We start from the raw sequence: 24808 nt of genomic DNA on the forward strand, positions 1-24808 counted from the left end.
ATGTCTTGTGATGCTATGACCGCTTTTGACGGATGAGTGGACCGAAGACTAAGGGGTGGCGTGACCGTGCCGGCCAGTACTACGCCTCAAGTGCCGCCCCAGAACGAGCCCCAGGACACCCCCGACGTGCCCGCACAGGACACCGCGGAGGGCCCCAGAGGACCCGTCAGGACCTCCACCAGGGGCGCGGACACCCGCGCCCTCACCCAGGTGCTCTTCGGCCAGCTCAAGAACCTCGAACCGGGCACCCCGGAACACGACCGCGTGCGCGGGGCGCTGATCGAGGCCAACCTGCCGCTGGTGCGGTACGCGGCCGCCCGGTTCCGCAGCCGCAACGAGCCCATGGAGGACGTCGTCCAGGTCGGCACCATCGGCCTGATCAACGCGATCGACCGCTTCGACCCGGACCGTGGCGTCCAGTTCCCCACCTTCGCGATGCCCACCGTCGTCGGCGAGATCAAGCGCTACTTCCGCGACAACGTCCGCACCGTGCACGTCCCGCGCCGCCTTCACGAGCTGTGGGTACAGGTGAACGGCGCCACCGAGGACCTCACGACCCTGCACGGCCGCTCCCCCACCACCGGCGAGATCGCCGAGCGGCTGCGGATCGGCGAGGACGAGGTGCTGGCCTGCATCGAGGCGGGCCGCTCGTACCACGCGACCTCCCTGGAGGCCGCCCAGGAGGGCGACGGTCTGCCCGGCCTGCTCGACCGGCTCGGTTACGAGGACCCCGCGCTCGCCGGGGTCGAACACCGCGACCTGGTCCGCCATCTGCTCGTACAACTGCCCGAACGCGAGCAGCGGATCCTGATGCTCCGCTATTACAGCAATCTGACGCAGTCCCAGATCAGCCAGGAATTGGGAGTGTCGCAGATGCATGTGTCAAGGCTCCTGGCCAGGAGCTTCGCCCGACTGCGATCCGCAAATCGAATCGAGGCATAACCGGTTCGAGTGAGCCGGGCCCTTGTTTGCCGTTTTTTGGGCTCGGTAAAAAGATCCCCGGTCGAAAAAGCCCACACCCCCCGTTTCCTGCACGTACTCCGACTTGCCTTGTCGACAAGTCACTACAGCGTGTTGCCGACATGTGACATTCTGCGGAAACCGCGTTTGCCGCAGCCCCCCGTCCGGTATTCAGGTGGAGGCTGCTTCCTGTGATGGTCGTGGCCCACACACGACCGTCCGCGACCGCCGCAACTTCAAGGGGGTTGGCATGTCCGTAGAACAGGGCAGCTCGAAGGTGCTCACGCTCACCAAGAGCGTTCCCGCACCCACCGTGCACCGACACGCCGCAAACACCGCAGCCATCGACACCCGCACGCTGTCCCGCTCCCTGTTCCTGCGCCTTGCCACGCTGGACAACGACAGCCCGGAGCGTACGTACGTACGCGACACCCTCATCGAGCTCAACCTGCCCCTGGTGCGGTACGCGGCCGCCCGGTTCCGCAGCCGCAACGAGCCGATGGAGGACATCGTCCAGGTCGGAACGATCGGTCTGATCAAGGCGATCGACCGCTTCGACTGCGAACGTGGCGTGGAGTTCCCCACGTTCGCGATGCCGACGGTCGTCGGTGAGATCAAGCGCTTCTTCCGCGACACCTCGTGGTCGGTGCGGGTGCCGCGCCGCCTCCAGGAGCTGCGGCTCGCCCTCACCAAGGCCAGCGACGAACTCGCGCAGAAGCTCGACCGCTCGCCCACCGTCCCCGAACTGGCCGTGGTGCTCGGGGTGTCCGAGGAGGACGTGGTCGACGGGCTCGCGGTGGGCAACGCCTACACCGCCTCCTCGCTCGACTCGCCCGCCACCGAGGACGACGGCGGCGAGGGCTCGCTCGCGGACCGGCTCGGCTACGAGGACACGGCGCTCGAAGGCGTCGAGTACCGCGAGTCCCTGAAGCCGCTGCTCGCCAAACTCCCGCCCAGGGAACGGCAGATCATCATGCTCCGCTTCTTCGCGAACATGACGCAGTCGCAGATCGGCGAGGAGGTCGGCATCTCCCAGATGCACGTCTCGCGCCTGCTGACCCGCACGCTGGCCCAGCTCCGCGAGGGCCTGATCTCCGACTGAGGCCCGGCCCAACCCGACTGACACCCTGGTTAATTGACGCTCCGTCAGACACACTGGCGCGATGCGACGACGTGCTGCGCTGATCGGGATCCCGGCGGCCGTGGTGCTGGGCCTGGGTGGCGCCCTAGCGGCCTGCGCCGGGGGCGGGACCGGGGCCGGCTATGTGGCGGTCGGCGCCGTGGGCGCCGGCCCCGACGCTCCGGGCCGCGCGGTGCCACCCCACGGCAGGGTGGAGCTGGTCCCCCTGGACGGTTCGGGCATGCCGGGGTCGCGGTCAGCACCGCCCGGCGCTCCCGGTACGTCCGGGGCCCCGGGTGCGCCCGGCGCTCCCGGCACATCCGATGCCTCCGGTACGTCCGATGCTCCCGGCGCATCCGATGCCTCCGGTACGCCGTCCACTGCGGCGGGCGCCGGCTCTCCAGCGGGGGCGACGCCGGGGGCCTCCGGTGGCTCCGGTTCGCCTTCCGGGGACGGGAGTTCGGGCCGGGGCGGAACGTCAGGGGTGCCCGGGGGCGGGGGCGCTACGGGGACTCCGGGGCAGCCCGGTTCTTCTTCGGGAGGGCCCGGCGCTCCAGGGACACCGTCCACTCCACCCGGTACGCCGTCCGATCCTGGCCGGCCCCGTCCGCCCGCCGGGCCGGCCGTGCTCGCGCTCGGGGCGCCGAGCCGGTCGGCGGCGGATCACCGGTGGTGCGAGAACGTGACGGTGCAGTTCCGCAACACCGGGGGGACGGCGGTGACATCGGGCAGCGTCATGTTCGCGACGCACATCATCGGGCTGCTCGGGGTGGACTGGGCAACCATCACGTCCCGTCAGGACCTGCCGGTGCCGATCCCCGCGGGGACGGTACGGTCGCGCACGTACGCGGTGTGTGTGGACGCCTGGCGGGTGCCGCTGGGGATGCATGTGGAAACCCGCTCCGTGACGGCCAGTTGGGGGTAGGGGGCCGCTCTCTCGCCCCCACCCCCCCGCCCGCTCACATCGTGGACGGGCCGAGAACGCCTCAGCCCAGGGCCAGCCAGGCCACCGCGGCGAGGACCACGATCACGGCGACCACGCCGACGATCAGGCCTACGCGTGGGCCCGCCGGAGCCGCGGCCGGGGTGGCCGGCCGGCCGCCCTGGGGCGCGCCCTCGTCGACGAAGGCGCGGAACATCTGCGTGGAGCCCGCCGGGTCGTAGCCCTCGGGACCCTGGGGTGCGTGGGGGTTGTGTGCCATGGGGCAGGACCCTAGCGAAGTTGGGGGTTCCACCCAACCCCCGCCCCCGCGCGAACGCGCCCGCGAGACGGCTCCGGCCCGGGTGCGCCCCGCGCCGCGAGGGGCCCCACGGGCTTCCATGAGCCCCGGCGAGCGCTGCCACGAAAACTCCGCACCCCCGCCCGCAAGGGCTTGACCTGCACCTTGGGTTTTCACTTGCGAAGCCTTTGCGCTTCCTTTGCTCCAGCATCCCGGATTTAGTTTGCCTTCGGCAACCAACAATCTTATGGTTGCCCGAAGCAACAAGATTTCCAGGGAGGTGTCCATGGCCGCGCAGAGCCTCTACGAGGAGCTGGCCCGGCAGCTCAGCGCCATCGGCGCGGTCAAGCGCGGGCTCGCGCGGATCCTGCCGCCCGAGTGCCCGGGCGGCTCGGCCGCGGTGCTGACCCTCCTGGAGCGCCACGGCGAGATGCGGATCAGCAGACTCGCCGAACTCCTCGCGGTGGACATGTCGGTGACGAGTCGTCATGTCGCGCACGTCGCCCAGCGGGGCTGGATCGAGAGGTCCGCCGACCCCGCCGACAAGCGCTCACGGATCCTGCGGCTCACCCCCGCCGGCCAGGCCATGATCGACGACCTGGGGACGCGCACCACGGAGATGTTCGCGCACACCCTCAAGGACTGGTCGGACGACGAGGTCGGGCAGCTCAACGCGATGCTGGCCCGGCTGCGTGATTCCTTCGGAGATTGCCGGGCACCCCACGCCCGGGCCCTCCATACGGGAGAGGCCCGGGCCCCCGAGACCCGTCCGCCGACCCGTACACCCGCTTAGCACCACACCCGTACACCTGCCCAACCCACGCACAAGACAAGGAACTTCATGGCTACGACCACACCAGCCGGTGTGCGGGGCGGCCACGCCAAGCACGGAGGGCACGCGCCGTCCGACGGTGGCGCGCCGATGACTCACCGGCAGATCATGGAGGCGCTCTCCGGGCTGCTGCTCGGCATGTTCGTCGCCATCCTGTCCTCGACGATCGTCTCCAACGCACTGCCGCACATCATCAGCGACCTGGGCGGCGGCCAGTCCGCCTACACCTGGGTCGTCACGGCCTCGCTGCTCGCGATGACCGCGACCACCCCGCTGTGGGGCAAGCTGTCGGACCTCTTCAGCAAGAAGCTGCTGGTCCAGATAGCCCTGATCATCTACGTGTCCGGCTCGATCGTGGCCGGTCTGTCCCAGAGCTCGGGCATGCTCATCGCCTGCCGCGTGGTCCAGGGCATCGGCGTCGGCGGTCTCTCCGCGCTCGCCCAGATCATCATGGCCGCCATGATCTCGCCGCGTGAGCGCGGCCGTTACAGCGGTTACCTGGGCGCCACGTTCGCGGTCGCGACGGTCGGCGGCCCGCTGCTCGGCGGTCTGATCACCGACACCGACTGGCTCGGCTGGCGCTGGTGCTTCTACGTCGGCGTGCCGTTCGCCGTCATCGCGCTCATCGTGCTCCAGAAGACCCTGAAGCTCCCCGTCGTCAAGCGGGACGTCAAGGTCGACTGGACCGGCGCGTTCCTCATCAGCGCGGCTGTCTCGCTGCTCCTGGTCTGGGTGACCTTCGCGGGCAACAAGTACGACTGGATCTCGTGGCAGACGTACGCGATGGTCGGCGGCTCGATCGTGCTCGGCGCGCTGTTCGTGCTCGCCGAGTCGAAGGCCAGCGAGCCGATCATCCCGCTGCGCCTGTTCCGCAACCGCACCATCACGCTGGCCTCGCTCGCCTCGCTCTTCGTGGGTGTCGCGATGTTCGCCGGCACGGTCTTCTTCTCGCAGTACTTCCAGCTGGCGCGCGGCCGGACGCCGACGATGTCCGGTGTCATGACGATCCCCATGATCGGCGGACTCTTCATCTCGTCCACCGTCTCGGGACAGATCATCACCAAGACCGGCAAGTGGAAGGCGTGGCTGGTCAGCGGTGGTGTGCTGGTGACGGCGGGCCTCGGTCTGCTCGGCACGATGCGCTACGACACCCCGTACTGGCACCTCGCGATCTACATGGCCCTGATGGGTCTCGGCATCGGCATGATGATGCAGAACCTGGTCCTGTGCACCCAGAACCAGGTCTCCCCCGCCGACCTCGGCTCGGCCTCCTCCGTCGTCGTGTTCTTCCGCTCCCTCGGTGGTGCGGTCGGCGTCTCGGCGCTCGGCGCGGTCATGGCCAACCGGGTCACCCACTACGTCACGGACGGGCTCACCGCGCTCGGCCCGCAGGGCGCTGCCGCCGCCAAGAGCGGTGGCGGCTCCGGGGCCATCCCGGACCTGGCGACGCTGCCCGCGCCGATCCGTACCGTCATCGAGAGCGCGTACGGGCACGGTGTCGGCGATGTGTTCCTGTACGCGGCGCCGTGCGCGCTGCTCGCCTTCCTGATCACGCTCTTCATCAAGGAGATCCCGCTGCGTTCCCACGCCGTGGGCGCCGCCGCCGCCGCCGAGAAGACGCCGGTGGCCGAAACCCCCGCCCCGGCTGCGGGAGTCGAGGCCGCCCCGGCCGCCGCGACCCTCACCGCCCCGGTGGTGGACGCGGCCCCGGCCCCGGCTCCGGCCGTGGACGGCATCGTGGTGCGCGGCACGGTTCGCGCCGCCGAGGGGGCGCCCGTCGCCTCCGCGGCCGTCACCCTGATCTCGCTCGGCGGCAGCCAGCTCGGCCGCGCGGTGGCGGGCCCCGACGGCGGGTACGCGCTCGCCGCGCCGGGCGCCGGCAGCTACGTCCTGATCGCGGCCGCCGACGGCTTCCAGCCGCAGGCCTCGACGATCGTGGTGGGCGCCGAGCCGCTCTCGTACGACATCCTCCTGTCCGGCACCAGTGGCCTGGTCGGTGCGGTCAAGGCCGCCGAGACCGGGGCGCCCGTCGAAGGCGCGATGGTGATCGTGACCGATGTCCGCGGCGACCTGCTGGCCACCGGGAAGTCGGGCGCCACGGGCGAGTTCACCTTCGGCGAGCTCGTTCCGGGCCAGGTCACCGTGGCGGTCAACGCGGACGGCTTCCGCCCGCTGGCCCTGCCGGTGGAGATCGCGGGCTACGGAGTGACCCGCGTCGAGGCCGCGCTCCAGGCCGGCGCGCTGGTCCAGGGCACGATCCGCGGCGGCGCCGACCGGCGCCCGCTGGCCGACGCCCGGGTCACCCTCCTGGACGCGGCGGGCAACGTGGTCGCCAACGCGACGACGGGCGAGGACGGCGCGTACGCCTTCGCCGACCTCAACTCCGGCGAGTACACGCTGATCGCGACCGGCTACCCGCCGGTGGCCGGCTCGCTCACCGTGGCAGGGCGCGGCGTCGACGGCCACGACGTCGAACTCGCCCACCCCGGCGAGTAGTCGGGGTTGCTTCAGACCCCCGGGTGCGGCCCGCTTCGAGCGGAGGCGGTCGCGCCCGGTGTGGAAATGGGCCCCGGGGCAGGGGCGGCGGGCAGGGGACGGCCGGCCGCCCCGCCCCCGGGGCCCGACTTTTTTTCGAGGAGAGAAGAGAGAACGGGATGGGACTGCGGGCACAGGTCAGGACGCGCGACGGCTGGGCGCTCTCGCACGCCGTGGTGACGATGACCGACATGACGGGCACACAGGTGCTGCGCGCCGCGGCGGCCGAGGACGGTTCGGTCGCGGCCGACGTGGCCCTCGCGCCCGGCCCGTACACGGTGATCGTGACGGCCGTCGGATACGCGCCGGCCGCCTCCACGGCGCTGGTGACGGCGAGCGGCCGGGCCTCGGTCGGCACGGTGGTACTGGCCCGGCAGGGCGGCGTCGAGCTGCCGCCGCCGGGCCCCTGGACGATCGACCCGGCGCACTCGTCGGTCGGCGCGGTCGCCCAGCACCTGGGGATCTCCAGCGTGCACGGCCGCTTCGGGGAGTTCGGCGGGCGCATCGAGATCGCCGAGGACCTGGAGAAGTCGCGGGTCGAGGCGGTCATCGGCGCGGCGTCCATCGACACGGGCAACGCGATGCGGGACGGGCATCTGAAGTCGCCGGACTTCCTCGACGTCGAGCGCTTCCCCGAGATCACCTACCGCAGCACGGGCCTGACCCCGGCGGGCCCCGACCGCTGGACGGTCCACGGCGAACTCGCCCTGCACGGAGTACTCCGCGAGGTCGACCTCGACCTCACCTACCTCGGCACGGGTCCCGACCCGTGGGGCGGGGTGCGGGCGGCGTACCGGGCGACGGCGGAGCTGCGGCGCGAGGATTTCGCGATGAATTACAACCAGGTGGTGCGGGCGGGGGTTTCCGCGATCGGGACGACGCTGCGGGTGTCCCTGGACATCCAGACGGTCCAGGGGGAGGTCCTGCCGGCTGGCTGAGCCCGCGCCGCCCTCCCGGGGGGGGTGGGGGGCGCTGGCGGGCCTGCGTGCCGCAGAGCTGTCCGCGCAGTTCCCCGCGCCCCTAAACCCTCGCGCAGTTCCTCGCGCCCCCAAGAAACCCCGTTTTCGTCTGCGGGCCGTGCGGGGCTGGTCGCGCAGTTCCCCGCGCCCCTAACTACTCGGCGCTGGCCAGCACCTCAGCCTGTCATGGGGGTCCCCCCTGGCCCTTAAGGCCTTGGGGGAGATTGAGGACGAGCGCCCTTAAGGCGCGATACGGGGTCTGGGGCAGAGCCCCAGGAGGCCCGGGCCATCCAACCCTGCGCCTACGGGCGGGCGGGTGGGAAAACGCGTCGGGGTCTGGGGCGGAGCCCCAGGGGGTTGGGGGCCGGCCCCCAACCCCTAGGCGCGGCCCGCAGGGCGTAGGGCTTCGATGCCCGCGATCAGCAGGGACAGCGCGAAGTCGAAGTCCCGCTGACGCATGTCCACCACCGTCTCCCCACCCCGCGCCGCCATCAACTCCGCCGCATCCGCGAACTGCTCCCGATACTCCGGCCGCTCCACCAACGCCCCCATCGCCGAGGCGAAGTACTCGTCCTGGGTGAGCCCGGCATCCGCGCAGCGCTTCACGAACGTGCCCTCGATCGTGCCGAACCCGTACACGAACTGGAAGACCGCCGCGAGCCCGCCCATCTGCCCGTGCGGCGGGAGCCCGGTGCGCGCCATGATGCGCTGGGCGGTGCGCGAGAAGGCCATGGAGTGCGGCCCGATGTTGAGGTAGCGCCCGACCAGCGCGGACGCCCAGGGGTGGCGGACGAAGGCCGCACGATAGCCGACGGCGACCGCGCGGAGCTGATCGCGCCAGTCGGCCGCCTCGTCCGCCGCGTCGGGCAGGTCGACCTCCGCGAACACCGCGTCGAGGGCGAGTTCGAGGAGGTCGTCCTTGGTGTCGACGTACCAGTAGAGGGACATCGCGGTGACGCCGAGCTCGCCCGCCAGGCGCCGCATGGAGAACTTGGCGGCGCCCTCGGCGTCGAGCAGCCGTACGGCCTCGGCGGTGATCCGGTCCCGGTCGAGCGCGGGCCCGCCCTCGGCCGGCTCCGCGCGCCGCACCCGGTGGCCCGCCTTGCTGCCGAGCCACACGCTGGTACGCGCCGCATCCTTGCTACGGTCCGCCGCCGACACCATCGCCGCCCTCCTCTGGCCTAGGTTCTCGCACCCCCTCAAGGGCCTTGGGGGATCGCACCCCCGACGATGCTATGCGGCGGGAGCCGCTCCGGCGGGTGCGGGCGCCGATCGTTCGGCGCGGTGCAGCAGGACCGCCGCGAGCAGTCCGCCCGCGAGCACCGCCACCGCGCCCACCAGCTGGCTGGTCTCCAGGCCGGAGGCGAACGCGTCGGCGATCCTGCCCCGTTCCGCGTCGTCCCGGGCGGCGCCGAGGGCCGCGGGCAGCGAGGCCGCGGCCACCGGCGCGAGCGCCGCGAACCGGGAGTTCAGGACCGCGCCGAGCACCGCCACGCCGAGCCCGTTGCCGAACTCGCCCAGCGTGCCGTTCACGCCCGCGCCCACCCCGGCCTTCTCCGGCGGGATCGCGCTCATGATGGCGTTGGCCATGGCCGGCATGGACAGCGCGATGCCCGCGCCCATGACGACCAGGCCGAGCAGTGTGCCGCCGTAGCTGTGTGCGCCGAGCAGCGCGATCGAGGCGAGCCCGGCCGCGTTCGCGGTCATGCCGATCGCTATGGCGCGCGGGGTGCCGACCTTGGTGACCAGCTTCGCCCCGACGCCCGTCATGTTCAGCGCGACGACGCTGAGCGCGAGCGGCGCGGTCCGCAGCCCCGCCTCCAACGGACCGTATCCGAGGACGAATTGGAGGTGCTGGGTGAGCAGGAACAACGAGCCGCCCATGCCGAAGGCGACCAGGATCGACCCGGCGACCGCGCCGATGAACCTCTGGTTGCGGAAGAAGTGCATGTCCAGCATGGGGTGCTCGATGGACAGTTCCCACCGTACGAAGGCCGCGAGGAACACCGCGCCGACGCCCGCGGAGACCAGCACATGGGTGGAGAGCCAGCCGTGGCCCGGCCCGGAGATGATCGCGTAGACCACGCCGGTCATGCCGATCGTGGAGAGCAGCGCCCCGAGCAGGTCGGGCCGCTCCCCCTGCGGGTTCTTCGACTCCGGTACGAGCGTGATCACGGCGACCAGTCCGAGCACCGCCACCGGGATGTTGACCAGGAAGATCGCGCCCCACCAGAAGTGGTCGAGCATGACCCCGCCGATGAGCGGCCCGGCCGCGAAGCCCAGGGAGTTGACGGTGGCCCAGATGCCGATGGCCTTGATCCGGGACGCGTCGTCGAAGATCTGCACGACGACGGCGAGCGTCGTGGTCATGAGCAGCGCCCCGCCGATGCCCATCCCCGCGCGGGCCGCGATGAGCTGCCCCGAGTTCTGCGCGAGGCCGGCCGCCAGCGAGCCGATGCCGAAGAGGGCGAGCCCCGCCGCGAGCATCTTCTTGCGCCCGTATCGGTCGGAGGCGCTGCCCGCGGTCAGCAGCAGCCCGGACTGGACGAGCGAATAGGCGTTGATCATCCACTGGATGTCGGCGGTGGACGCGCCCAGCGAGGTGGTGAGGGAGGGGATGGCGACATTGAGGACGGTGTTGTCGAGCAGCACCGTCAGCTGGGCCACGCACACGACGCCGAGGATCAACCAGCGCTGCGGATGCCCGGTGGGGGTGGTGGTGGAGTTCTCGGCGGTCGTGGCCGTCATGGCGGCTCCTCGCTCCTTATACGGTGTAAGGGCTGTCTTGTACACCGTAAAGGAGTTCTTCTACGCCGTAAAGTGAATTCGCGTGACCACCTCCCCCGGTGCGGGCCTCAGCCCGCCGCCACCGGTGACGTCAGGTCGTAGAACGTGGCGGTGCCGACCGTCACCTTCTTGAAGGACGACTCGACCCAGCTGCTGATGGAGCTGCCCCCGGACTGACCGCCCCGACCGCCACCGCCGCCGCCCATCATTCCGCCGCCGCTGGAGACGAAGTAGTGGATCTTCCCGTCCGCGACGTACCGCTTGAACTGCGCCAACGTCGGTGAGGGGTCGCTGCCGTTGAAGCCGCCGATCGCCATCACGGGCTCCGCGGTGGCGAGTTGGTAGCTCGCGGCGTTCTGCGAACCGATGGCGGCCGCGGCCCAGGTGTACTGATCCGCGTTCTTCCGCAGGAGCGCCTCGGCATCGGCGCCCACCTCGGCGCCGTCCAGCAGACCGCCCATCCCTCCGCGAGCGGTGCGGCCGCCCTGACCGTCCTGGCCGGGTGAGGCGGGTGCGTTGGGCGTGGTGGGTGTGGTGGGTGGCAGGCCCGGAGTGCCGTTCTGTCCCGCGCCCGGCGCCCCGCCGAACCGCGTCCGTCCACCGCCGCCACCAGGCCCGCCCCCACCCGGTCCGCCGCCCGCAGGGCCTCCGCTCGCCCCGGCCGGGCCCGCCGTCACGATCGAGCCGGTGTGCCCGGTCTCCAGGGTGCTCACCGTGTACGCGGCGGGACCGGCCAGCGCGACCGCGAAGCCGAGCCCCGCTACACCGACGGCGAGCCGACGGTTCAGCCGACCCGTCAGCGCGAGGCCGACCGCCGCCGCGAGCCCGCCGATCAACACCGCCCAGCGCAGCCACGGCAGATAATCCGGGGTGCGCCCAAGCAGCACGTACGACCAGAGGGCCGTGCCCGCCACCGTCACTCCGAGCGTGAGGGCCGCCCCGATGCGCGCCCGTTCCTCCCACAGCACCGTGACGCCCATGCCGACGAGCGCCGCGATGAAGGGCGCCAGGGCCACCGTGTAGTACTGGTGGAAGATCCCGGCCATGAAACTGAAGACCCCGGCGGTCGTCAGGAGCGCCCCGCCCCAGGCGAGGAACGCGGCCCGCGCGGTGTCGGTGCGCCCGGCCTTCCAGGTGATGACCAGACCCGCGACCAGCAACAGCAGGGCGGCGGGCAGCAGCCAGGAGATCTGGCCGCCGATCTCGGAGTTGAACATCCGGCCGATGCCGGTCTCGCCCCAGCCACCGCCACCACGGCCGCCCGCCCGCATTCCGGCCGGGAGTTCCATGCCCGCGGGCAGCTCCATGCCGCCGGGCCGGGCACCGCCGCCGACACTGCCCGTCTCGTCGCCGCTGAGCCGCCCGAGCCCGTTGTAGCCGAAGGTGAGCTCGATGAACGAGTTGTGCTGGGAGCCTCCGATGTACGGCCGGGACGACTTCGGCCACAGCTCCACGACCGCCACCCACCATCCGCCCGATACCACCAACACGCCTGTCGCCAGGGCGAGTTGACCGAGCCTGCGCCGCACCGAGGTGGGCGCGCACACGGCGTACAGCAGCGCGAGCGGCGGCAGGATCAGGAAGGCCTGGAGCGTCTTCGTCAGGAACGCGAAGCCGATCGCGACCCCGGCCCACACCAGCCACTTCGTACGGGCCCCCTCCAGGGCACGCAGCACGCAGTACACGGTGACCGTCATCAGGAACGCGAGCAGGGCGTCCGGATTGTTGAAGCGGAACATGAGCGCGGCGACGGGCGTCAGGGCCAGCACCGCGCCGGAGATCAGCCCCGCCGCCGCGCTGAACCGGCGCCGCACCGCCGCGTACAGGACGGCGACCGTGCCCACGCCCATCAGCACCTCGGGCAGCAGGATCTGCCAGGAGCCGAGGCCGAAGAGGCGTACGGACAGGGCCATCGGCCACAGCGCCGCCGGGGGCTTGTCCACGGTGATCGCGTTGGCGGCGTCCAGCGAACCGAAGAAGAACGCCTTCCAGCTCTCGCTGCCCGCCTGGACGGCCGCCGAATAGAAGGAGTTGGCGTACCCGGAGGCGCCGAGGTTCATCAGGTACGCGACGCAGGTGGCGGCGAGCAGCGCGAGGAGCGCGGGCCGCGCCCAGGCCGGGTCGTCGGGCCGGCCGCGCCACAACCGGGCCGGGGCACCCCGACGACGCCGGGCCGCCGCGACCCCCTCGCGCGGATCGGCCTGCGGGGAGGAGGTCGTGGTCATCGTGCGTCGCCCTTCGGGTGGGGGTGGGAGGAAGCCGTCTCCGGCGTGACGGCGGCGGGGGAGGTCGCCCCGCCCGGGGCGTTCGCGCGGTCGGGGAAGACCCAGGCGCGGAACAGCAGGAAGCGCAGGACCGTCGCCGCGAGGTTCGCCGCGACCAGGACGGCCACCTCGGTGGAGTGCGCGGCGTGCGCGTGCGCGGCGTCGAGGGCGGCGAGCGAGCCGCTGGTCAGGGCGAGCCCGATGGCGAACACCGCCAGGCCCTGCGCCTGGTGGCGTACCGCACGGTCCCGGCCGCGTACCCCGAAGGTCAGCCGCCGGTTGGCCGAGGTGTTGGCGACCGCCGACACCAACAGGGCCGTGGCGTTGGCGAGTTGGGGGTTCATGGCGGTGCGCGCGAGCGCGTACAGGGCGAGGTAGAAGAGCGTGGAGAGCGCGCCCACCACGCAGAACCCGACGAGCTGGCGGGCCAGGCCCCCCGGCACCCCGGGGAGCTGCCGGTCCCTGGGGTCGTCGCCGAACGGCCGCGAGAGCCGGTCCAGCGGCAGCGCCCCCACCGCCAGCGCCCGCCCGACGCGCCACACCCCCTTGAGGTCGTCCATCGCCGTGCTGACGATGTGCACGGTGCTGGCCGGATCGTCGACCCAGTCCACCGGCACCTCATGGATCCTCAGTCCGGCCCGCTCGGCGAGCACCAGCATCTCGGTGTCGAAGAACCACCCGCTGTCCTCGACCATCGGCAGCAGCCGCTGCGCCACATCGCGCCGGATCGCCTTGAACCCGCACTGGGCGTCGGAGAACCGGGCCGCCAGGGAGCCGCGCAGGATCAGGTTGTACGTACGCGAGATGAACTCCCGCTTGGCGCCGCGCACCACCCGCGAGGACCGCGCCAGACGCGAACCGATCGCGAGGTCCGAGTGGCCGGAGATGAGCGGAGCGACCAGCGGCAACAGGGCGTTGAGGTCGGTGGACAGATCCACGTCCATGTACGCGAGCACGGGCGCGTCGGACGCCGACCACACGGTGCGCAGGGCCCGCCCGCGCCCCTTCTCCTCCAGCCGGAAGGCCCGCACCTCGGACAGATCACCGGCAAGTGCGGCCGCTATCAAGGGAGTTGAGTCGGTGCTGGCGTTGTCGGCGATGGTGATGCGGAAGCCGTACGGAAAGGTCCGCGCGAGGTGCTCGTGCAACCGCCGCACACAGGGCTCCAGGTCCCGCTCCTCGTTGTGGACGGGAACGGTCACATCGAGCACGGGCACGCCGGCCGCCTGCACGGGCAGATGCTGCCGGGCGGGGAGGGCGGTCGGTTGCGGGGGCGACTTCGTCGGGTGCGGCGGCGTGTGCGGCGCCGGGTGTGGTGTCGGATGCGCCGGGTCGGTGGCGTGCGGTGTCGGATGCCTCGGGTCCGCCGGGTGCGGTGTCGGATGCGCCGGGTCGGCCGCGTGTGGCGCGGTCGGGGCGCCCGTAGCGCCGGGGGCGCTCGCAGAGGGGTCGGTTCGCATACGTGCGACCCTCGCGAGCCCCGCTGTCACACCTGTGTGGTCGACCTGTGCTCAGCCTGTGAGGTGGGGGCCGGGGCGGCGGAGCCGGGCGCGCCGGGGAGGTGGACCGTGAACACCGTCCGCCCGGGCCGGCTGTGTACGTCCACCCGGCCGCCGTGCGCGGCGACGACGGCCTGCACGATGGCGAGCCCGAGGCCGGTGGACCCGGCGGTGGACCCGGCGGTGCGCGAACGGGAGGCGTCCCCGCGCGCGAACCGCTCGAAGACGCGCGGCAGCAGGGCGGACGGGATCCCGGGCCCGGTGTCCTCGACCGCGACGACGGCGTCCGGCCCGCGCACCTCGACCCGGGCGGTGACGGTCGTCCCCGGCGGGGTGTGCGTACGGGCGTTGGCGAGCAGATTGACCAGCACCTGCTGGAGCCGCTCCGCGTCCCCGTACACGGCGACGGGCTCCTCGGGCAGTTGCAGCCGCCAGGTGTGCCCCTGCCCGGCGGCATGGGCGTCCCCGACCGCGTCCACCACCAGGGCGGAGAGATCAGTGCTCTCGTACGAGAGCGGGCGTCCGGCGTCGAGCCGGGCGAGCAGCAGCAGGTCCTCGACCAGGCCCGTCATGCGGGCCGCCTCCGACTCGATGCGGCCGAGCGAGTGCCGGGTGTCGGGCCCGACGTCCTCGCGTCCGCGCCGGGTCAGCTCGGCGTACCCGCGGATGGAGGCGAGCGGGGTCCTGAGTTCATGGCTGGCGTCGGCGACGAACTGCCGCACCCGCGTCTCGCTCTCCTGGCGCGCGCTGAGCGCCTCGTGGACGTGGTCCAGCATCCGGTTGAGCGCGGCGCCCACCTGGCCGACCTCGGTCCTGGCGTCCGCCTCGGCCGCCGGAACCCGCTCGTGCAGCGCCACCTCGCCGCTGTGCAGGGGGAGTTCGGATACCCGGGTGGCCGTCGACGCGACCCTGCGCAGCGGCCGCAGGGCCACCCCGACGATGGCCGCGCCCGCGATCCCCGCGGCGACGAGCCCGGCGGCGGTCACGCAAATGACCACCACCACAAGGGTGTTGACGGTCGAGTCGACGGCGGCGTTGGGGAAGCCGAGCACGAAGTCGTTCTCGCGGTCCCACACGGCCCGGTAGTCGCCGAGGCCGGCGATCGTCACGGAGTGCACCCGGCCGTCCTTGGGCACGGCGGCGAGCGCCCGGGTCTGCGCGGCGGTCAGCGCGGCGCTGCGAGCCTCGCCCTGCCGCTCGGGCCGGACCGCCTGCGCACCGGCGACCCGTCCGTCGGCGCCCGCGCCGGCCGCCACCGCGTGCAGCGGCTGCCCGGGCCGGGACACGACGAAGTCGATCCGCCCGGCACCCTTGTTCGTACCAGTACCAGTACCAGTACCAGTGCCCGTACCGCTGCCGGGGTCGCCGGCGAGCGGGCCGGAGCCCGGCGACTCGTGGCCGACCATCCGGCCGGGCACGAGGGCGCCACGCAACTGGGCGTCGAGCTGGCTCTGGAGGTTGGCGCCCATCGCGAGCACCGTCACGGTCCCGATGACGGCTCCCACCACGGCGAGCAGCGCCACCGCCGACACGACGAGCCGGGTACGCAGCGACCAGGGCCCCCGGAGGGTGCGTGCCGTCCGCGCCGCTCGGGGCGTCCGCGCTGCCCGTGCCGTCCGTGCTGCTCGTGCCGTCCGTGCTGCTCGGGGCGTCCCCACGCGGTCCTACTCCCCGGGCTTGATCAGATATCCCGCGCCGCGCCGGGTGTGGATCATCGGGGAGCGCCCGGCGTCGATCTTCCGCCGCAGATAGGAGATGTACAGCTCGACCACGTTGGCCTGGCCGCCGAAGTCGTACGACCACACCCGGTCCAGGATCTGCGCCTTGCTGAGCACCCGGCGCGGGTTGCGCATCAGGAAGCGGAGCAGCTCGAACTCGGTCGCGGTGAGGTGGATGTTGACCCCGCCCCGGGTCACGTCGTGGCTGTCCTCGTCGAGGGTGAGGTCGCCGACGGTCAGCACCGACTCGCTGCGCAGGGCCGCCGCGCCCGAGCGGCGGATGAGACCGCGCAGCCGGGCCACGACCTCCTCCAGGCTGAACGGCTTGGTGACGTAGTCGTCGCCGCCCGCGGTGAGCCCGGCGATCCGGTCCTCGACGGAGTCCTTGGCGGTGAGGAAGAGCACCGGCACGTCGGGGAGTTCGCGGCGCAGCCGGCCGAGGACGGCGAGGCCGTCCATGTCGGGCAGCATGATGTCCAGGACCACGGCGTCGGGCCGGAACGCCCGGGCGTCGCGCACCGCCCCGGCACCGTCACCGGCGCTGCGCACGTCCCAGCCTTCGTAGCGCAGGGCCATGGAGAGCAGCTCGCTGAGCGGCGCCTCGTCGTCCACGACGAGCACCCGGACGGGACTGCCGTCCGGCCTGAGCATTTCGGTCCGCCCCTGGGGCGAGGAGGTAACGGTCATGCGCCCACCCTGTGAGGGGGCCGTGAGAACAGCCTTGGCCGATCCTGTGATTTCCCTGAGAAAGTACGGGCGCGGGGCCGCTCGGCGCGGCTCGGCGGGGGGGGCTCGGGTGCGGGGCGGTCTACTCGCCCGAAGGTCGCCCGGGGGCCGGCCCGAAGAGACGAGCCGCGTTGTCGTGACAGACGGCCCGCAGCCACGCGTCCCCGAGCCCGAGCCGCTCCAGCGCCTCCAGTTGGTGGATGTAGGGGTAGGGGATGTTGGGAAAGTCCGAGCCGAACAGCACACGGTCCCCGAGATCCGCCAGCCGGCCGAGCTCGCCGGAGGGGAACGGCGCGAGGCGCTCGCTGAAGTCGGTGAAGGCCATGGTCGTGTCGAGCATGACGGAGCCGTACGCCTCGGCGAGGTCGAGGAAGTCGGCGTACTCCGGCATTCCCATGTGCGCGACGATCAGCCGCAGCCGGGGGTGGCGCGCGAGCACGCGCCCGATCGGCCCGGGCCCGGTGTACTTCCCCGGCGCGGGCCCGGAGCCGCAGTGCATCACCACGGGCACGTCCGCCTCGGCGAGCAGCCCCCAGACGGGGTCGAGGAGCGGATCACCGGGGTCGTAACTCCCCACCTGTACATGGGACTTGAACACCCGGGTGCCCGCTTCGAGGGCGTCTTGGACATATGCGGCGACCCCGGGCTCGGGAAAGAAGGTGGAGGTGTGCAGACACCCGTCCGTCCGCGCCGCGAAGCCGGCGCTCCACCCGTTGAGCCACGCGGCCATCCCGGGCTTGTGCGGGTAGATCATCGAGGTGAAGGCGAGCACCCCGAACTCCTCCCGCAGCAACCGCACCCGCTCGGCCTCCTCCGCCCGATAGGTGATGGGCCACTCGACCCCGCCCACCAACTCCCCGGCGGAGTCGAAATACCGCCACACCTTGTCGAGCACCCGCTGCGGCATGAAGTGCGTATGCACATCAATCCCCCCGGGAACCCCGATCCGCCCCCAAAACCCCCGAACATGCGCCCCGTCCCGAGGCCCAGCACTGGCGGCGCTTTCGATACCGGCCGTTCCGGGGCGGGCGCCTGAATCCGCGACGCAGCCGTTCCTCGGTGCCGCGCCGCCCCTCCGCCCGGCACAGCGGTCCGATGGCGCACTGCCCAGCACCTCGCCTGCCGCCCCTGTGCCGCCATCCAACGGCACGCCGCCGGTCAACGCCGCGCCTCCGGTCAACGCCGCGCCTCCGGCCGACCCGGTAGACCCCGTAGACCCGGCCGCCCCGGTACACCCAGTAGACCCGGCCGCGCCGGCAGCCCCGCGGTCATCGGCCGCTCCCGCCACCCCACTTGCCCCTTGATCGCTCATGCCCCCACCCTCGGCCGCCCCCGCGAACCCTGTCCAGCGACCGCAGACGACCGCTGGTGCACGGCGCATCCCACCCCCGCCGAACCAGCAACCGACCAACAGGCAAGCCGACGCACCTACCAACCGGTCAGCCGACGTACCGGCCAATCGGCCAGCCGACGTACCCGCCAACCGGCCGGCCAGGTGCGGCGGGGTTCCGCTCAGAACAACAAATCCTGCACCCCGCGCTCGCCCTCCTTGGGGACCTCCCGCACCGGCACGGTGACGCCCTCCGACTCCCCGGGGCGGACGGCCGCGAGATCCCAGCCGCTCATGAGCCGCGCGTCGAGCACCACGACGCCGCGCCCACCCCCGACCTCCAGGTGAAGATCGGGCCCGGCGGCGGCGATGAGCCGGCCGCTCACCACCCCGTGGTCCACGAGCTCGGTGACCACCGCCGAGGCAGCGGGAAGCCCGTCGAGCCCGAACTCCCGTGCGTGGTCGACGACTTGGCACTCCAGCCGCTGCAAGGACTCGGGCCAATCGGCCAGCGCGACGGCCCGCGCGTGGAGCGCGGCCACCTCGGCCGCCCGCTCGGCCACCCCGGGAAGCCGGGCCCGTACCGCCCGCTTCGCCGCGTACGGAATCCGGTCCGGCACCGCGAGGGCCGCCCGGAGCAGTTCCTCGCAGCGCCGAGCCGCCATCAGGGGCCCGCGCCCGAGCCAGCCGAACGCCACCGCGCCCTGTTCGAGCAGCCGGGCCGAGCCCCGCTCCTCCGCGGTGATCCCGACCTTGACCATCCCGCTCCCGAACCAGGCGAGGTAGACCCGATAGGTACGCGGATCATCGACATAGGTATCGGCGGCGACGGAGTGCGCCCGATCGAGCCGAGCACATTCGGCGCACCGCGCCTGCGTCCCCCGCCCCGGCACCGGCGCCGCCACCGGACAGGGATTCCCCCGCGCCCCCACACAGCTCCGCACCCCGACGGCCCGGAACGCCACATCCCGCCCATAGCCGAGCGGACTGACCCGCCCCCCTTCCCACCGCAGCCCGGGCCCCTCAACCCCCCACCGAACCCCGACACACCGCCACAACCCATCCACCCCCCGAAGCTACCGCCCCCTACTGACAACCCGGCCGTTCGCGCGAAGCGGGGGCGGACAGGAATGGGCGCCGGACGGCAACCTCGGAAGCCCCAGTTCCCCCAATCACCGCCCACGCGGAAGTGACATTGGTCACACTTGCTGTCTCGTAAAAGCAAGGGGGACTCATGAGCAGCCCATACATCAATGCCCCTGTGCGGGCCCGCATGTACGCGACCAAGCAGCACAAGGTGATCTGGATCGTCGCGACCGTCCACGCCGCAACCCTGGACACGGACTGGAAGGCGGACCAGTAATCCGCACGCGCCCCCCTGTCGCCCCACGGCCCGACTCTCGCGGGGCCGCGTCACCAAACCTTGTCGTCGCGCTCCAGGATCAGGTTGATGGACCCCTCTTCAAGGTTGATACCCGCATCAAGGTGCTGGTGGTAGCCGTCCCGAAGTTCGGGATCCGCGAGTGCCATGAGCCGCTCGGCAAGTTCCCTCAACCCGGCAGCGTTGGCCGCGATGGTGACTTCGTCCGCCGAACCGTAGAGCCTGATCCGGGGTTCGTCCATGGCGCCGCGTTATCGCCCGGGGCAGAAGCCATCACTTAGATGCGGCTCACTCCTCGCGCGCAGCAGTGCAACTGCGCTTCTATCGCGTTCAGTTGACGCCAAACGACTCGTACGTACGTCTCCTCTTGGCTTGGTCTGAGACTCTGGAAGCCGATCGAGAGGGGCCGCAGCGATGCAGTGGAAGATCCACGGGGAACGTCCGATCTACGAGAACAGCTGGGTGAACCTGTGGCTCACCGACGTCGAGACGCCGGATGGGAACCGCTGGGAGCACCACGTCATCAAGCTCCGGCACTTGGCGGTGGCCGCCGTGGTCAACGAGCGGCGCGAGGTCCTGATGATGTGGCGGCACCGCTTCATCACAGATGCCTGGGCATGGGAGCTGCCCATGGGTCTGGTCGAGGAGGGCGAGACGCCCGTCGAAGCGGCCGCTCGTGAGGTGCTGGAGGAGACCGGTTGGCGGCCCGGTCCCATCAAGCCGTTGATCTACGCTGAGCCGGCCAACGGCATCACCGACTCTCAGCATCACGTCTTCCGGGCCAATGGGGCGACGTACAAGGGTCCGCCGACCGAGAAGAACGAGTCGGACCGAGTCGAGTGGATCCCGCTGGCCGATGTGCGGGGCATGATCGACCGGCGCGAGATCGTCAGCAGTGGCTCCCTGGTCGGACTGCTCTACGTCCTCATAGACGAGGCAATCCGCTGATCTGGCGGGGCAGCGCTTCCCGGAGCCGGGACTCGAACGCCACCGCGGCCGGCTCGCGGCGGAAGGGCTCCAGCTGTTCGTAGAACTCCCGGAGGTGGCCGGCGACTCGTTGAGAGCTGACTGCCGCCGCCGGGGCGAGGGCGTCCATGGCTGTGTGGCACGCCTCGTCAAGTTTGCCGCGGTGGAGCTGGGTGCGGGCGAGCCAGAAGGCATGGAAGGCACGGCCTCGGTGGTTCGTCTGGTGTTCTCGGTGCAGAGCGTCCGCGATCAGGGGTTCGGCGAGGGCGGCTTCGCCCAGGCGGCCGTGTGCGATGCCGGTGTCCACGATCAGCTTCGGTTCATCGAAGTAGGCGACCCAGGCCGGATCCGGATCGCCGGTGCTGATCCGGCCGAACTGGGTGTGGGCTTCCGAGATCGCGGTGTGGGTCGCGCCGTGGTTGCCGAGGGTGGCGTGGGCGAAGGCTTCACGCATCGCGAGCATGGCCAGCACGCGCGGTGTCGTCCCCGCAGCCGTTCGGGCCTGATCCTGGGCGGCCGTGACGAGCGCGAGAGCGTCGCCGGGCTTGTCCTGGTAAGTGGCCTGGAGGCTCATGCAGGCAAGGACGTTGGCCATGAACAGGCGGTCGTCGATGGCCTTGGTGAGGGCGAGGGATTCGGTGAAGTAGGCGCGTGCCTGGTTGTACTGGCGCGCGTCGAAGTAGGTCCATCCGGTGAGTCGGGCCAGTTCGGCCGCGATGCTGTGCAGGCCGTCCCGTAAAGGAGCCGGACGCTGCTCCTTGAGGAGATCGACGACATAACGGAGCTGGCCGACAACCGCCGGCCGTAAGGTCTCGCCACCGTGTTCATCGTCCCGGCGCCAGTAGTCCGCGATCGACGAGTGCAGCGCGTCCAGCGTCGAGGCGCTGAGGTCCCGCTCGGCCGCCAGGGCGAGGATGCTGTCGACGTCCGCCCCTGGTAGTCCGGCGGCCAGCGGTTCGACGGCTGTGGTCGGCGCCTCGTCCGGTTCGCGGGGCATCACTGTCAGGCTGGGCGGTGTCTCCCAGGAGCGTCGGGCAAGGCCGAGCATGCGTCCGGGAATGCGCAGCCCGTCCGAGATCCGTTCGATCACGCCCATGTGCAGCAGCTGCCGCCGTCCGGCGATCACCTCGCTCACACGGCTCGGGGTCAGATCGCAGCGACGCGCGACCATAGACGGATAGATACCCGCTCGCGCTTTGACCAGCTGAAAGACCCGCCCGAAGTCTCTGGCATGGCATGCCTCGATCATCACTGGGTCCGTGAGCAGGCTGACCGGGAGTTCCTTCGAGCGAAACAGCTCGGGCATCGGGCACGCTCCGGCATGAGAACTACGGATCGCTGCACTTGGTCAACCGACAGTGATGTTACCCAAGTTGGGTAATCCGCTTGGCCTTTCTGGCCGGGCCCGCAGATCGCGATGCTCCCGACCATGGCGAACGGACAGGACAATGCACGGATGACGTTGCGGGTCTCCCGCGACTCCGGCCAGTCGTGGGGACCTCGCACCGAGGTACTCGTGGGCGGGGATCCGGTGGTTCCGGAGAACCCGGGCCGCTACCCGCCGTGCGTCTGCCCTCGGTGCTCGAAGCAGGAACGGAACGCCGTCGCGTCCTTCCGGATGGTGTCGTGATGCGGTGCGCGCACTGGCGCCCGGTACCCCTCGACCTGGCAAGGGAAGCGCGGGAGAAGTCGACCGCCCCGTACATCGACCGGGCCGTGCAGTGCCAGCTGTCCGTGCACGGCGAGGGTGAGCACTTCGGCCTCCTCACCGACGCCGGGGCGTACGGGACCGCGCTGTGGCTCCGCTGGCGCGGGACGGACGAGGCGGAAGTCGTCGCGCTGCCGGACTGCCCGGTGGCCGCCCCGGGCCCCGACGGTGAGGGCTGCTGTCTGTTCGCCGACCACGCCGAGCAGCACACCTGGGAAGACGCCCTGGAGGAGGTCTCGTGCCCCAACTGATCGCGAGCCCGCACAAGACCCGACGCCCTCGCTCGCCTCGCAGCGAACAGTGCGGGGACTGCGGTGGCAGCGGCGCCAACTCGTCCGGCAAGACCTGCGGCACCTGCAACGGACTCGGCGAGATCCACTGCCGCGTCGGCCACCGGGAGTCCCGTGCGCTGTTCCGCTCCGTGATCCGGAAGGAGGGCCACCAATGGCCCACGCTCTGATCGCCTCCCCGTTCCTCGACGGACACCTTCTCCTCAAGCCGGGAGCAAGGGCCGGCGCCCGAATCTCCGCCGACCACTACGAGGGCCTGCGCCAGGCCGCAACCGACGGTGAGTCGCTTCCCGCCTGGGCGGTTCAGACCGCCGCCGACGTGTGGGGCCTGGACCTGGGCGGCCGCCCCGCGCAGGGCACCGTGCTGGTACGCGAGCCGTCCCCGTACGGATACTGCCGGGCCTCCTGGGAGATCAACCTCGGCTGCAACTTCGGCTGCAAGCACTGCTACCTCGGCGAGCGGCCCGTCTCCGGCCTCGGCTGGGACGACAAGGTGCGACTGCTCGACATCATGCGCGAGGCCGGCGTCCTCTGGCTCCAGATCACCGGCGGCGAGCCCACCATGGACCCCCACTTCCAGGGCGCCTACCGGTACGCCTGGCAGGCCGGGATGATGCTCACCATCTCCACCAACGGATCGCTGCTCTGGCGGCCGGACCTCCTCAAGCTCTTCCGAGACTGCCCGCCCTACCGCCTGGTGGTCAGCATGTACGGGGCGAGCGAGGAGTCCTTCGACACGCTCACCCAGCGCCGCGGGGCGTGGAAGGCGTTCCGGCGCGGCATGGACGCCGCCCGTGAGGCGGGTCTTCCTCTGCGGATCAACGTCGTGGTGACCGAGGACAACGCCTCCGAGGCCGACGAGATGGCCGCCCTCGCCGACGAGTGGAACGTCGAGAACCACGCGTACACGAACATGACGCCCACGATCTACGGCGGCGGAGAGCCGCTGCTCGCCCAGTCCGCCGCCCACCTGCGACAGCGCAAGCCGTTCGCCGGCTGCAACGCAGGACACACGTTCTTCCACGCCGACCCGCACGCCAAGGTGTCGATCTGCAAGGTCGGGCGCGACGACCAGATCGACCTCATGGCCGAAGGCATCGACGGCCTCACCCGGCTCGGCGCCATCGCCGACCGCCTCATGCTTCGCACCGGTGGGTGCGAGGGCTGCGCCCTGTCCGGCACCTGCCGGGTCTGCCGCCCCCTGGCCAAGCACTACCAGGAGGCCAAGGCGCCGCTGCACAGCTACTGCCAGCACGGAGACAAGGAGAACGCCTCATGACCCCGCCCGTACCGGTGACCATCCTCCCCGGCCCGCCGGCCTCGGCCCGCCGCGCGGCCCCGCCCGTCGCGACCGCGTCGATCACCGCCGTCCAGGACCTCGACGTGATCGTGGAGAGCGCGGAGTGCTCCTGCGACGCCGGGGACGACAACCCCCACTGACCGACACGATCCGGTCAACTCCGTTCAGGCCCTGGCGCGCTCGCGTCGGGGCCTGAGCCCTGCCCGGTTCACCATTAGGGTGCCGCTCATGTTCTTCCGCTGGGACTGGCTTCGGCCCCAACTGGCCGCACCGATCGTGCCGGCCCTCGGTCCCGTCCATCCCGACGCCCTGGCCGTCGGCATCTTCGAGGACGCCCTGCGAGCGGCCGACACCGGAGAGTTCCTGCCCTACGACAAGGACCGGCGCTGGGGCGGCGAGAAGGACGAGAAAATCCTCCGCGAAGACGTGGTGCACCAGCCCGAGCACACCCTCATTCCCACCCTGACCCGGCGCGGACACGGCACGGTGAAAGTCTTCGCCTACGGGCCCAACGACAGCGTCGTGGAGGAGGCCGCCGAGTTGGCAGCGAAGCTCGCCGCCGCGCACGATGTGGCCACTGCCCGGGTCGTACGCCCCCTCGGCCCCGGGACCACACACCCGCGCGGTACCCGCATCCACCTGAAGGACTTCACTACCGGCCCCTGCCCCGATCCCGGCGGCCCGGTCCGCCCCGTGGCCGATTGGCCGGTCACTGTGCAGAACACCTTCGCCCCGTTCGCCCAGGCCATGGCGGGCGATGGCCTGGCCTTCCTCCACACGCGGATGCAGGCGGGCCAGTGCGGCCCGGTCCTCGCCGCCGCCGTCGAGGACCGCACCGTGGGCGCGATCGGCCCCTTGGAGGTGCTCCCCGATGCCGTCGGACGCCCGCACCTCATGCCCCAGTACTTCGCCGTCCTGCCCGAGGCCCGAGGCCGGGGCCTGGGACGCATCCTGTGGCGGGCGGCGATGCACTGGGGCCAGTCCCACGGCGCCGCCTACCAACTCCTCCAGACCGAGCTCGACGGCCCCTCGGACCGGCTGTGCCAAGCCGAAGGACTGACCTCCCTCGGCTTCACCCACACCGCGTCCGTGTAGCTCCTGACCGCACCGCCTTACGTCACGGTCTGGGCCACGTTGCAGCCTGGCGGTGCCGCCGGCCTCGCCTGACGGATCGGCAGGAGGCCTACCGACCGGAACTCGGCTGGTTGAACGT

At 71.5% G+C, this 24808-nt stretch carries 24 protein-coding genes; 13 read left to right on the forward strand and 11 right to left on the reverse strand.

Annotated elements, in window-relative coordinates; all coding sequences use genetic code 11:
- Positions 1 to 66 precede the first annotated feature (66 nt).
- From DWB77_RS18710 to DWB77_RS38935, 3 genes are all read left to right on the forward strand, one after another.
- Positions 67 to 942 (forward strand): RNA polymerase sigma factor SigF, encoded by an 876-nt coding sequence (locus tag DWB77_RS18710; protein ID WP_120727956.1) that lies wholly within the window; start codon positions 67 to 69, stop codon positions 940 to 942.
- A gap of 268 nt (positions 943 to 1210) precedes the next feature.
- On the forward strand, positions 1211 to 2062 hold the full coding sequence (locus tag DWB77_RS18715) for an RNA polymerase sigma factor SigF (protein WP_120722327.1): 852 nt from the start codon (positions 1211 to 1213) through the stop codon (positions 2060 to 2062).
- A gap of 700 nt (positions 2063 to 2762) precedes the next feature.
- Positions 2763 to 3005, forward strand: coding sequence for a hypothetical protein (locus tag DWB77_RS38935; protein WP_246033567.1), 243 nt, complete (start codon positions 2763 to 2765; stop codon positions 3003 to 3005).
- Positions 3006 to 3066: 61 nt separating this feature from the next.
- Here the strand turns inward: DWB77_RS38935 and DWB77_RS18725 are convergent, their stop codons facing one another.
- A complete protein-coding gene (locus tag DWB77_RS18725) occupies positions 3067 to 3282 on the reverse strand; it encodes a hypothetical protein (protein WP_120722329.1) in 216 nt (71 codons plus the stop codon).
- A 304-nt stretch (positions 3283 to 3586) separates the two neighbouring features.
- Between DWB77_RS18725 and DWB77_RS18730 the strand changes: the two genes are divergently transcribed.
- The 3 genes from DWB77_RS18730 (at position 3587) to DWB77_RS18740 (ending at position 7605) form a co-directional block, all read left to right on the forward strand.
- Positions 3587 to 4093 carry a MarR family winged helix-turn-helix transcriptional regulator gene (locus tag DWB77_RS18730; RefSeq protein WP_120722330.1) on the forward strand — a complete coding sequence of 169 codons (507 nt, stop codon included), beginning with the start codon at positions 3587 to 3589 and terminating at the stop codon, positions 4091 to 4093.
- Between the two features lie 48 nt (positions 4094 to 4141).
- Positions 4142 to 6628, forward strand: coding sequence for an MFS transporter (locus DWB77_RS18735; protein ID WP_162952558.1), 2487 nt, complete (start codon positions 4142 to 4144; stop codon positions 6626 to 6628).
- Positions 6629 to 6786: 158 nt separating this feature from the next.
- Positions 6787 to 7605, forward strand: coding sequence for a YceI family protein (locus tag DWB77_RS18740; protein ID WP_120722332.1), 819 nt, complete (start codon positions 6787 to 6789; stop codon positions 7603 to 7605).
- Positions 7606 to 8004: 399 nt separating this feature from the next.
- Here the strand turns inward: DWB77_RS18740 and DWB77_RS18745 are convergent, their stop codons facing one another.
- From DWB77_RS18745 to DWB77_RS18780, 8 genes are all read right to left on the reverse strand, one after another.
- Complete coding sequence (locus DWB77_RS18745; protein ID WP_120722333.1) at positions 8005 to 8790, reverse strand: TetR/AcrR family transcriptional regulator; 786 nt, start codon at positions 8788 to 8790, stop codon at positions 8005 to 8007.
- A gap of 69 nt (positions 8791 to 8859) precedes the next feature.
- Positions 8860 to 10374, reverse strand: coding sequence for an MFS transporter (locus tag DWB77_RS18750; RefSeq protein WP_120722334.1), 1515 nt, complete (start codon positions 10372 to 10374; stop codon positions 8860 to 8862).
- Positions 10375 to 10481: 107 nt separating this feature from the next.
- Complete coding sequence (locus tag DWB77_RS18755) at positions 10482 to 12638, reverse strand: glycosyltransferase family 39 protein (protein ID WP_120722335.1); 2157 nt, start codon at positions 12636 to 12638, stop codon at positions 10482 to 10484.
- On the reverse strand, positions 12635 to 13915 hold the full coding sequence (locus tag DWB77_RS18760) for a bifunctional glycosyltransferase family 2/GtrA family protein (protein WP_120727958.1): 1281 nt from the start codon (positions 13913 to 13915) through the stop codon (positions 12635 to 12637). The genes DWB77_RS18755 and DWB77_RS18760 overlap by 4 nt, the downstream gene beginning before the upstream one ends.
- Before the next feature lie 248 nt (positions 13916 to 14163).
- Positions 14164 to 15708, reverse strand: a complete 1545-nt coding sequence (locus tag DWB77_RS18765) for a sensor histidine kinase (RefSeq protein ID WP_120722336.1) — start codon at positions 15706 to 15708, stop codon at positions 14164 to 14166.
- 132 nt (positions 15709 to 15840) lie between these two features.
- Positions 15841 to 16581 (reverse strand): response regulator transcription factor, encoded by a 741-nt coding sequence (locus DWB77_RS18770; protein WP_120722337.1) that lies wholly within the window; start codon positions 16579 to 16581, stop codon positions 15841 to 15843.
- Between the two features lie 121 nt (positions 16582 to 16702).
- Positions 16703 to 17629 carry an amidohydrolase family protein gene (locus DWB77_RS18775; protein WP_246033883.1) on the reverse strand — a complete coding sequence of 309 codons (927 nt, stop codon included), beginning with the start codon at positions 17627 to 17629 and terminating at the stop codon, positions 16703 to 16705.
- Between the two features lie 503 nt (positions 17630 to 18132).
- Positions 18133 to 19017: a DUF2797 domain-containing protein gene (locus tag DWB77_RS18780; protein ID WP_120722339.1), complete on the reverse strand. Its 885-nt coding sequence runs from the start codon at positions 19015 to 19017 to the stop codon at positions 18133 to 18135.
- A gap of 167 nt (positions 19018 to 19184) precedes the next feature.
- Between DWB77_RS18780 and DWB77_RS39300 the strand changes: the two genes are divergently transcribed.
- Positions 19185 to 19313 carry a hypothetical protein gene (locus DWB77_RS39300; RefSeq protein WP_281280008.1) on the forward strand — a complete coding sequence of 43 codons (129 nt, stop codon included), beginning with the start codon at positions 19185 to 19187 and terminating at the stop codon, positions 19311 to 19313.
- A 50-nt stretch (positions 19314 to 19363) separates the two neighbouring features.
- Here DWB77_RS39300 and DWB77_RS18785 read toward each other — a convergent pair whose 3' ends face one another.
- Positions 19364 to 19573 (reverse strand): Imm32 family immunity protein, encoded by a 210-nt coding sequence (locus tag DWB77_RS18785; protein ID WP_120722340.1) that lies wholly within the window; start codon positions 19571 to 19573, stop codon positions 19364 to 19366.
- Between the two features lie 172 nt (positions 19574 to 19745).
- On the opposite strand from DWB77_RS18785, the gene DWB77_RS18790 reads away from it, so the two are divergent.
- On the forward strand, positions 19746 to 20279 hold the full coding sequence (locus DWB77_RS18790) for an NUDIX hydrolase (protein WP_120722341.1): 534 nt from the start codon (positions 19746 to 19748) through the stop codon (positions 20277 to 20279).
- Here DWB77_RS18790 and DWB77_RS18795 read toward each other — a convergent pair.
- Positions 20257 to 21603, reverse strand: a complete 1347-nt coding sequence (locus tag DWB77_RS18795) for a helix-turn-helix domain-containing protein (protein WP_120722342.1) — start codon at positions 21601 to 21603, stop codon at positions 20257 to 20259. The genes DWB77_RS18790 and DWB77_RS18795 overlap by 23 nt on opposite strands.
- A 323-nt stretch (positions 21604 to 21926) precedes the next feature.
- Here DWB77_RS18795 and DWB77_RS18805 point away from each other — a divergent pair, with 323 nt between their 5' ends.
- From DWB77_RS18805 to DWB77_RS18820, 5 genes are all read left to right on the forward strand, one after another.
- Positions 21927 to 22256, forward strand: a complete 330-nt coding sequence (locus DWB77_RS18805) for a hypothetical protein (RefSeq protein ID WP_120727960.1) — start codon at positions 21927 to 21929, stop codon at positions 22254 to 22256.
- Positions 22244 to 22465 (forward strand): hypothetical protein, encoded by a 222-nt coding sequence (locus tag DWB77_RS18810; RefSeq protein ID WP_120722344.1) that lies wholly within the window; start codon positions 22244 to 22246, stop codon positions 22463 to 22465. The genes DWB77_RS18805 and DWB77_RS18810 overlap by 13 nt, the downstream gene beginning before the upstream one ends.
- Positions 22450 to 23574, forward strand: a complete 1125-nt coding sequence (locus DWB77_RS18815) for a radical SAM protein (protein ID WP_120722345.1) — start codon at positions 22450 to 22452, stop codon at positions 23572 to 23574. Before DWB77_RS18810 ends, DWB77_RS18815 begins: the two co-directional genes overlap by 16 nt.
- Complete coding sequence (locus DWB77_RS37865) at positions 23571 to 23735, forward strand: hypothetical protein (RefSeq protein WP_162952559.1); 165 nt, start codon at positions 23571 to 23573, stop codon at positions 23733 to 23735. The genes DWB77_RS18815 and DWB77_RS37865 overlap by 4 nt, the downstream gene beginning before the upstream one ends.
- Positions 23736 to 23823: 88 nt before the next feature.
- Positions 23824 to 24690 carry a GNAT family N-acetyltransferase gene (locus DWB77_RS18820; protein WP_120722346.1) on the forward strand — a complete coding sequence of 289 codons (867 nt, stop codon included), beginning with the start codon at positions 23824 to 23826 and terminating at the stop codon, positions 24688 to 24690.
- Positions 24691 to 24808: the final 118 nt, after the last annotated feature.

Origin of the sequence: Streptomyces hundungensis (assembly GCF_003627815.1) — a bacterium.
Lineage (GTDB): Bacteria > Actinomycetota > Actinomycetes > Streptomycetales > Streptomycetaceae > Streptomyces > Streptomyces hundungensis_A.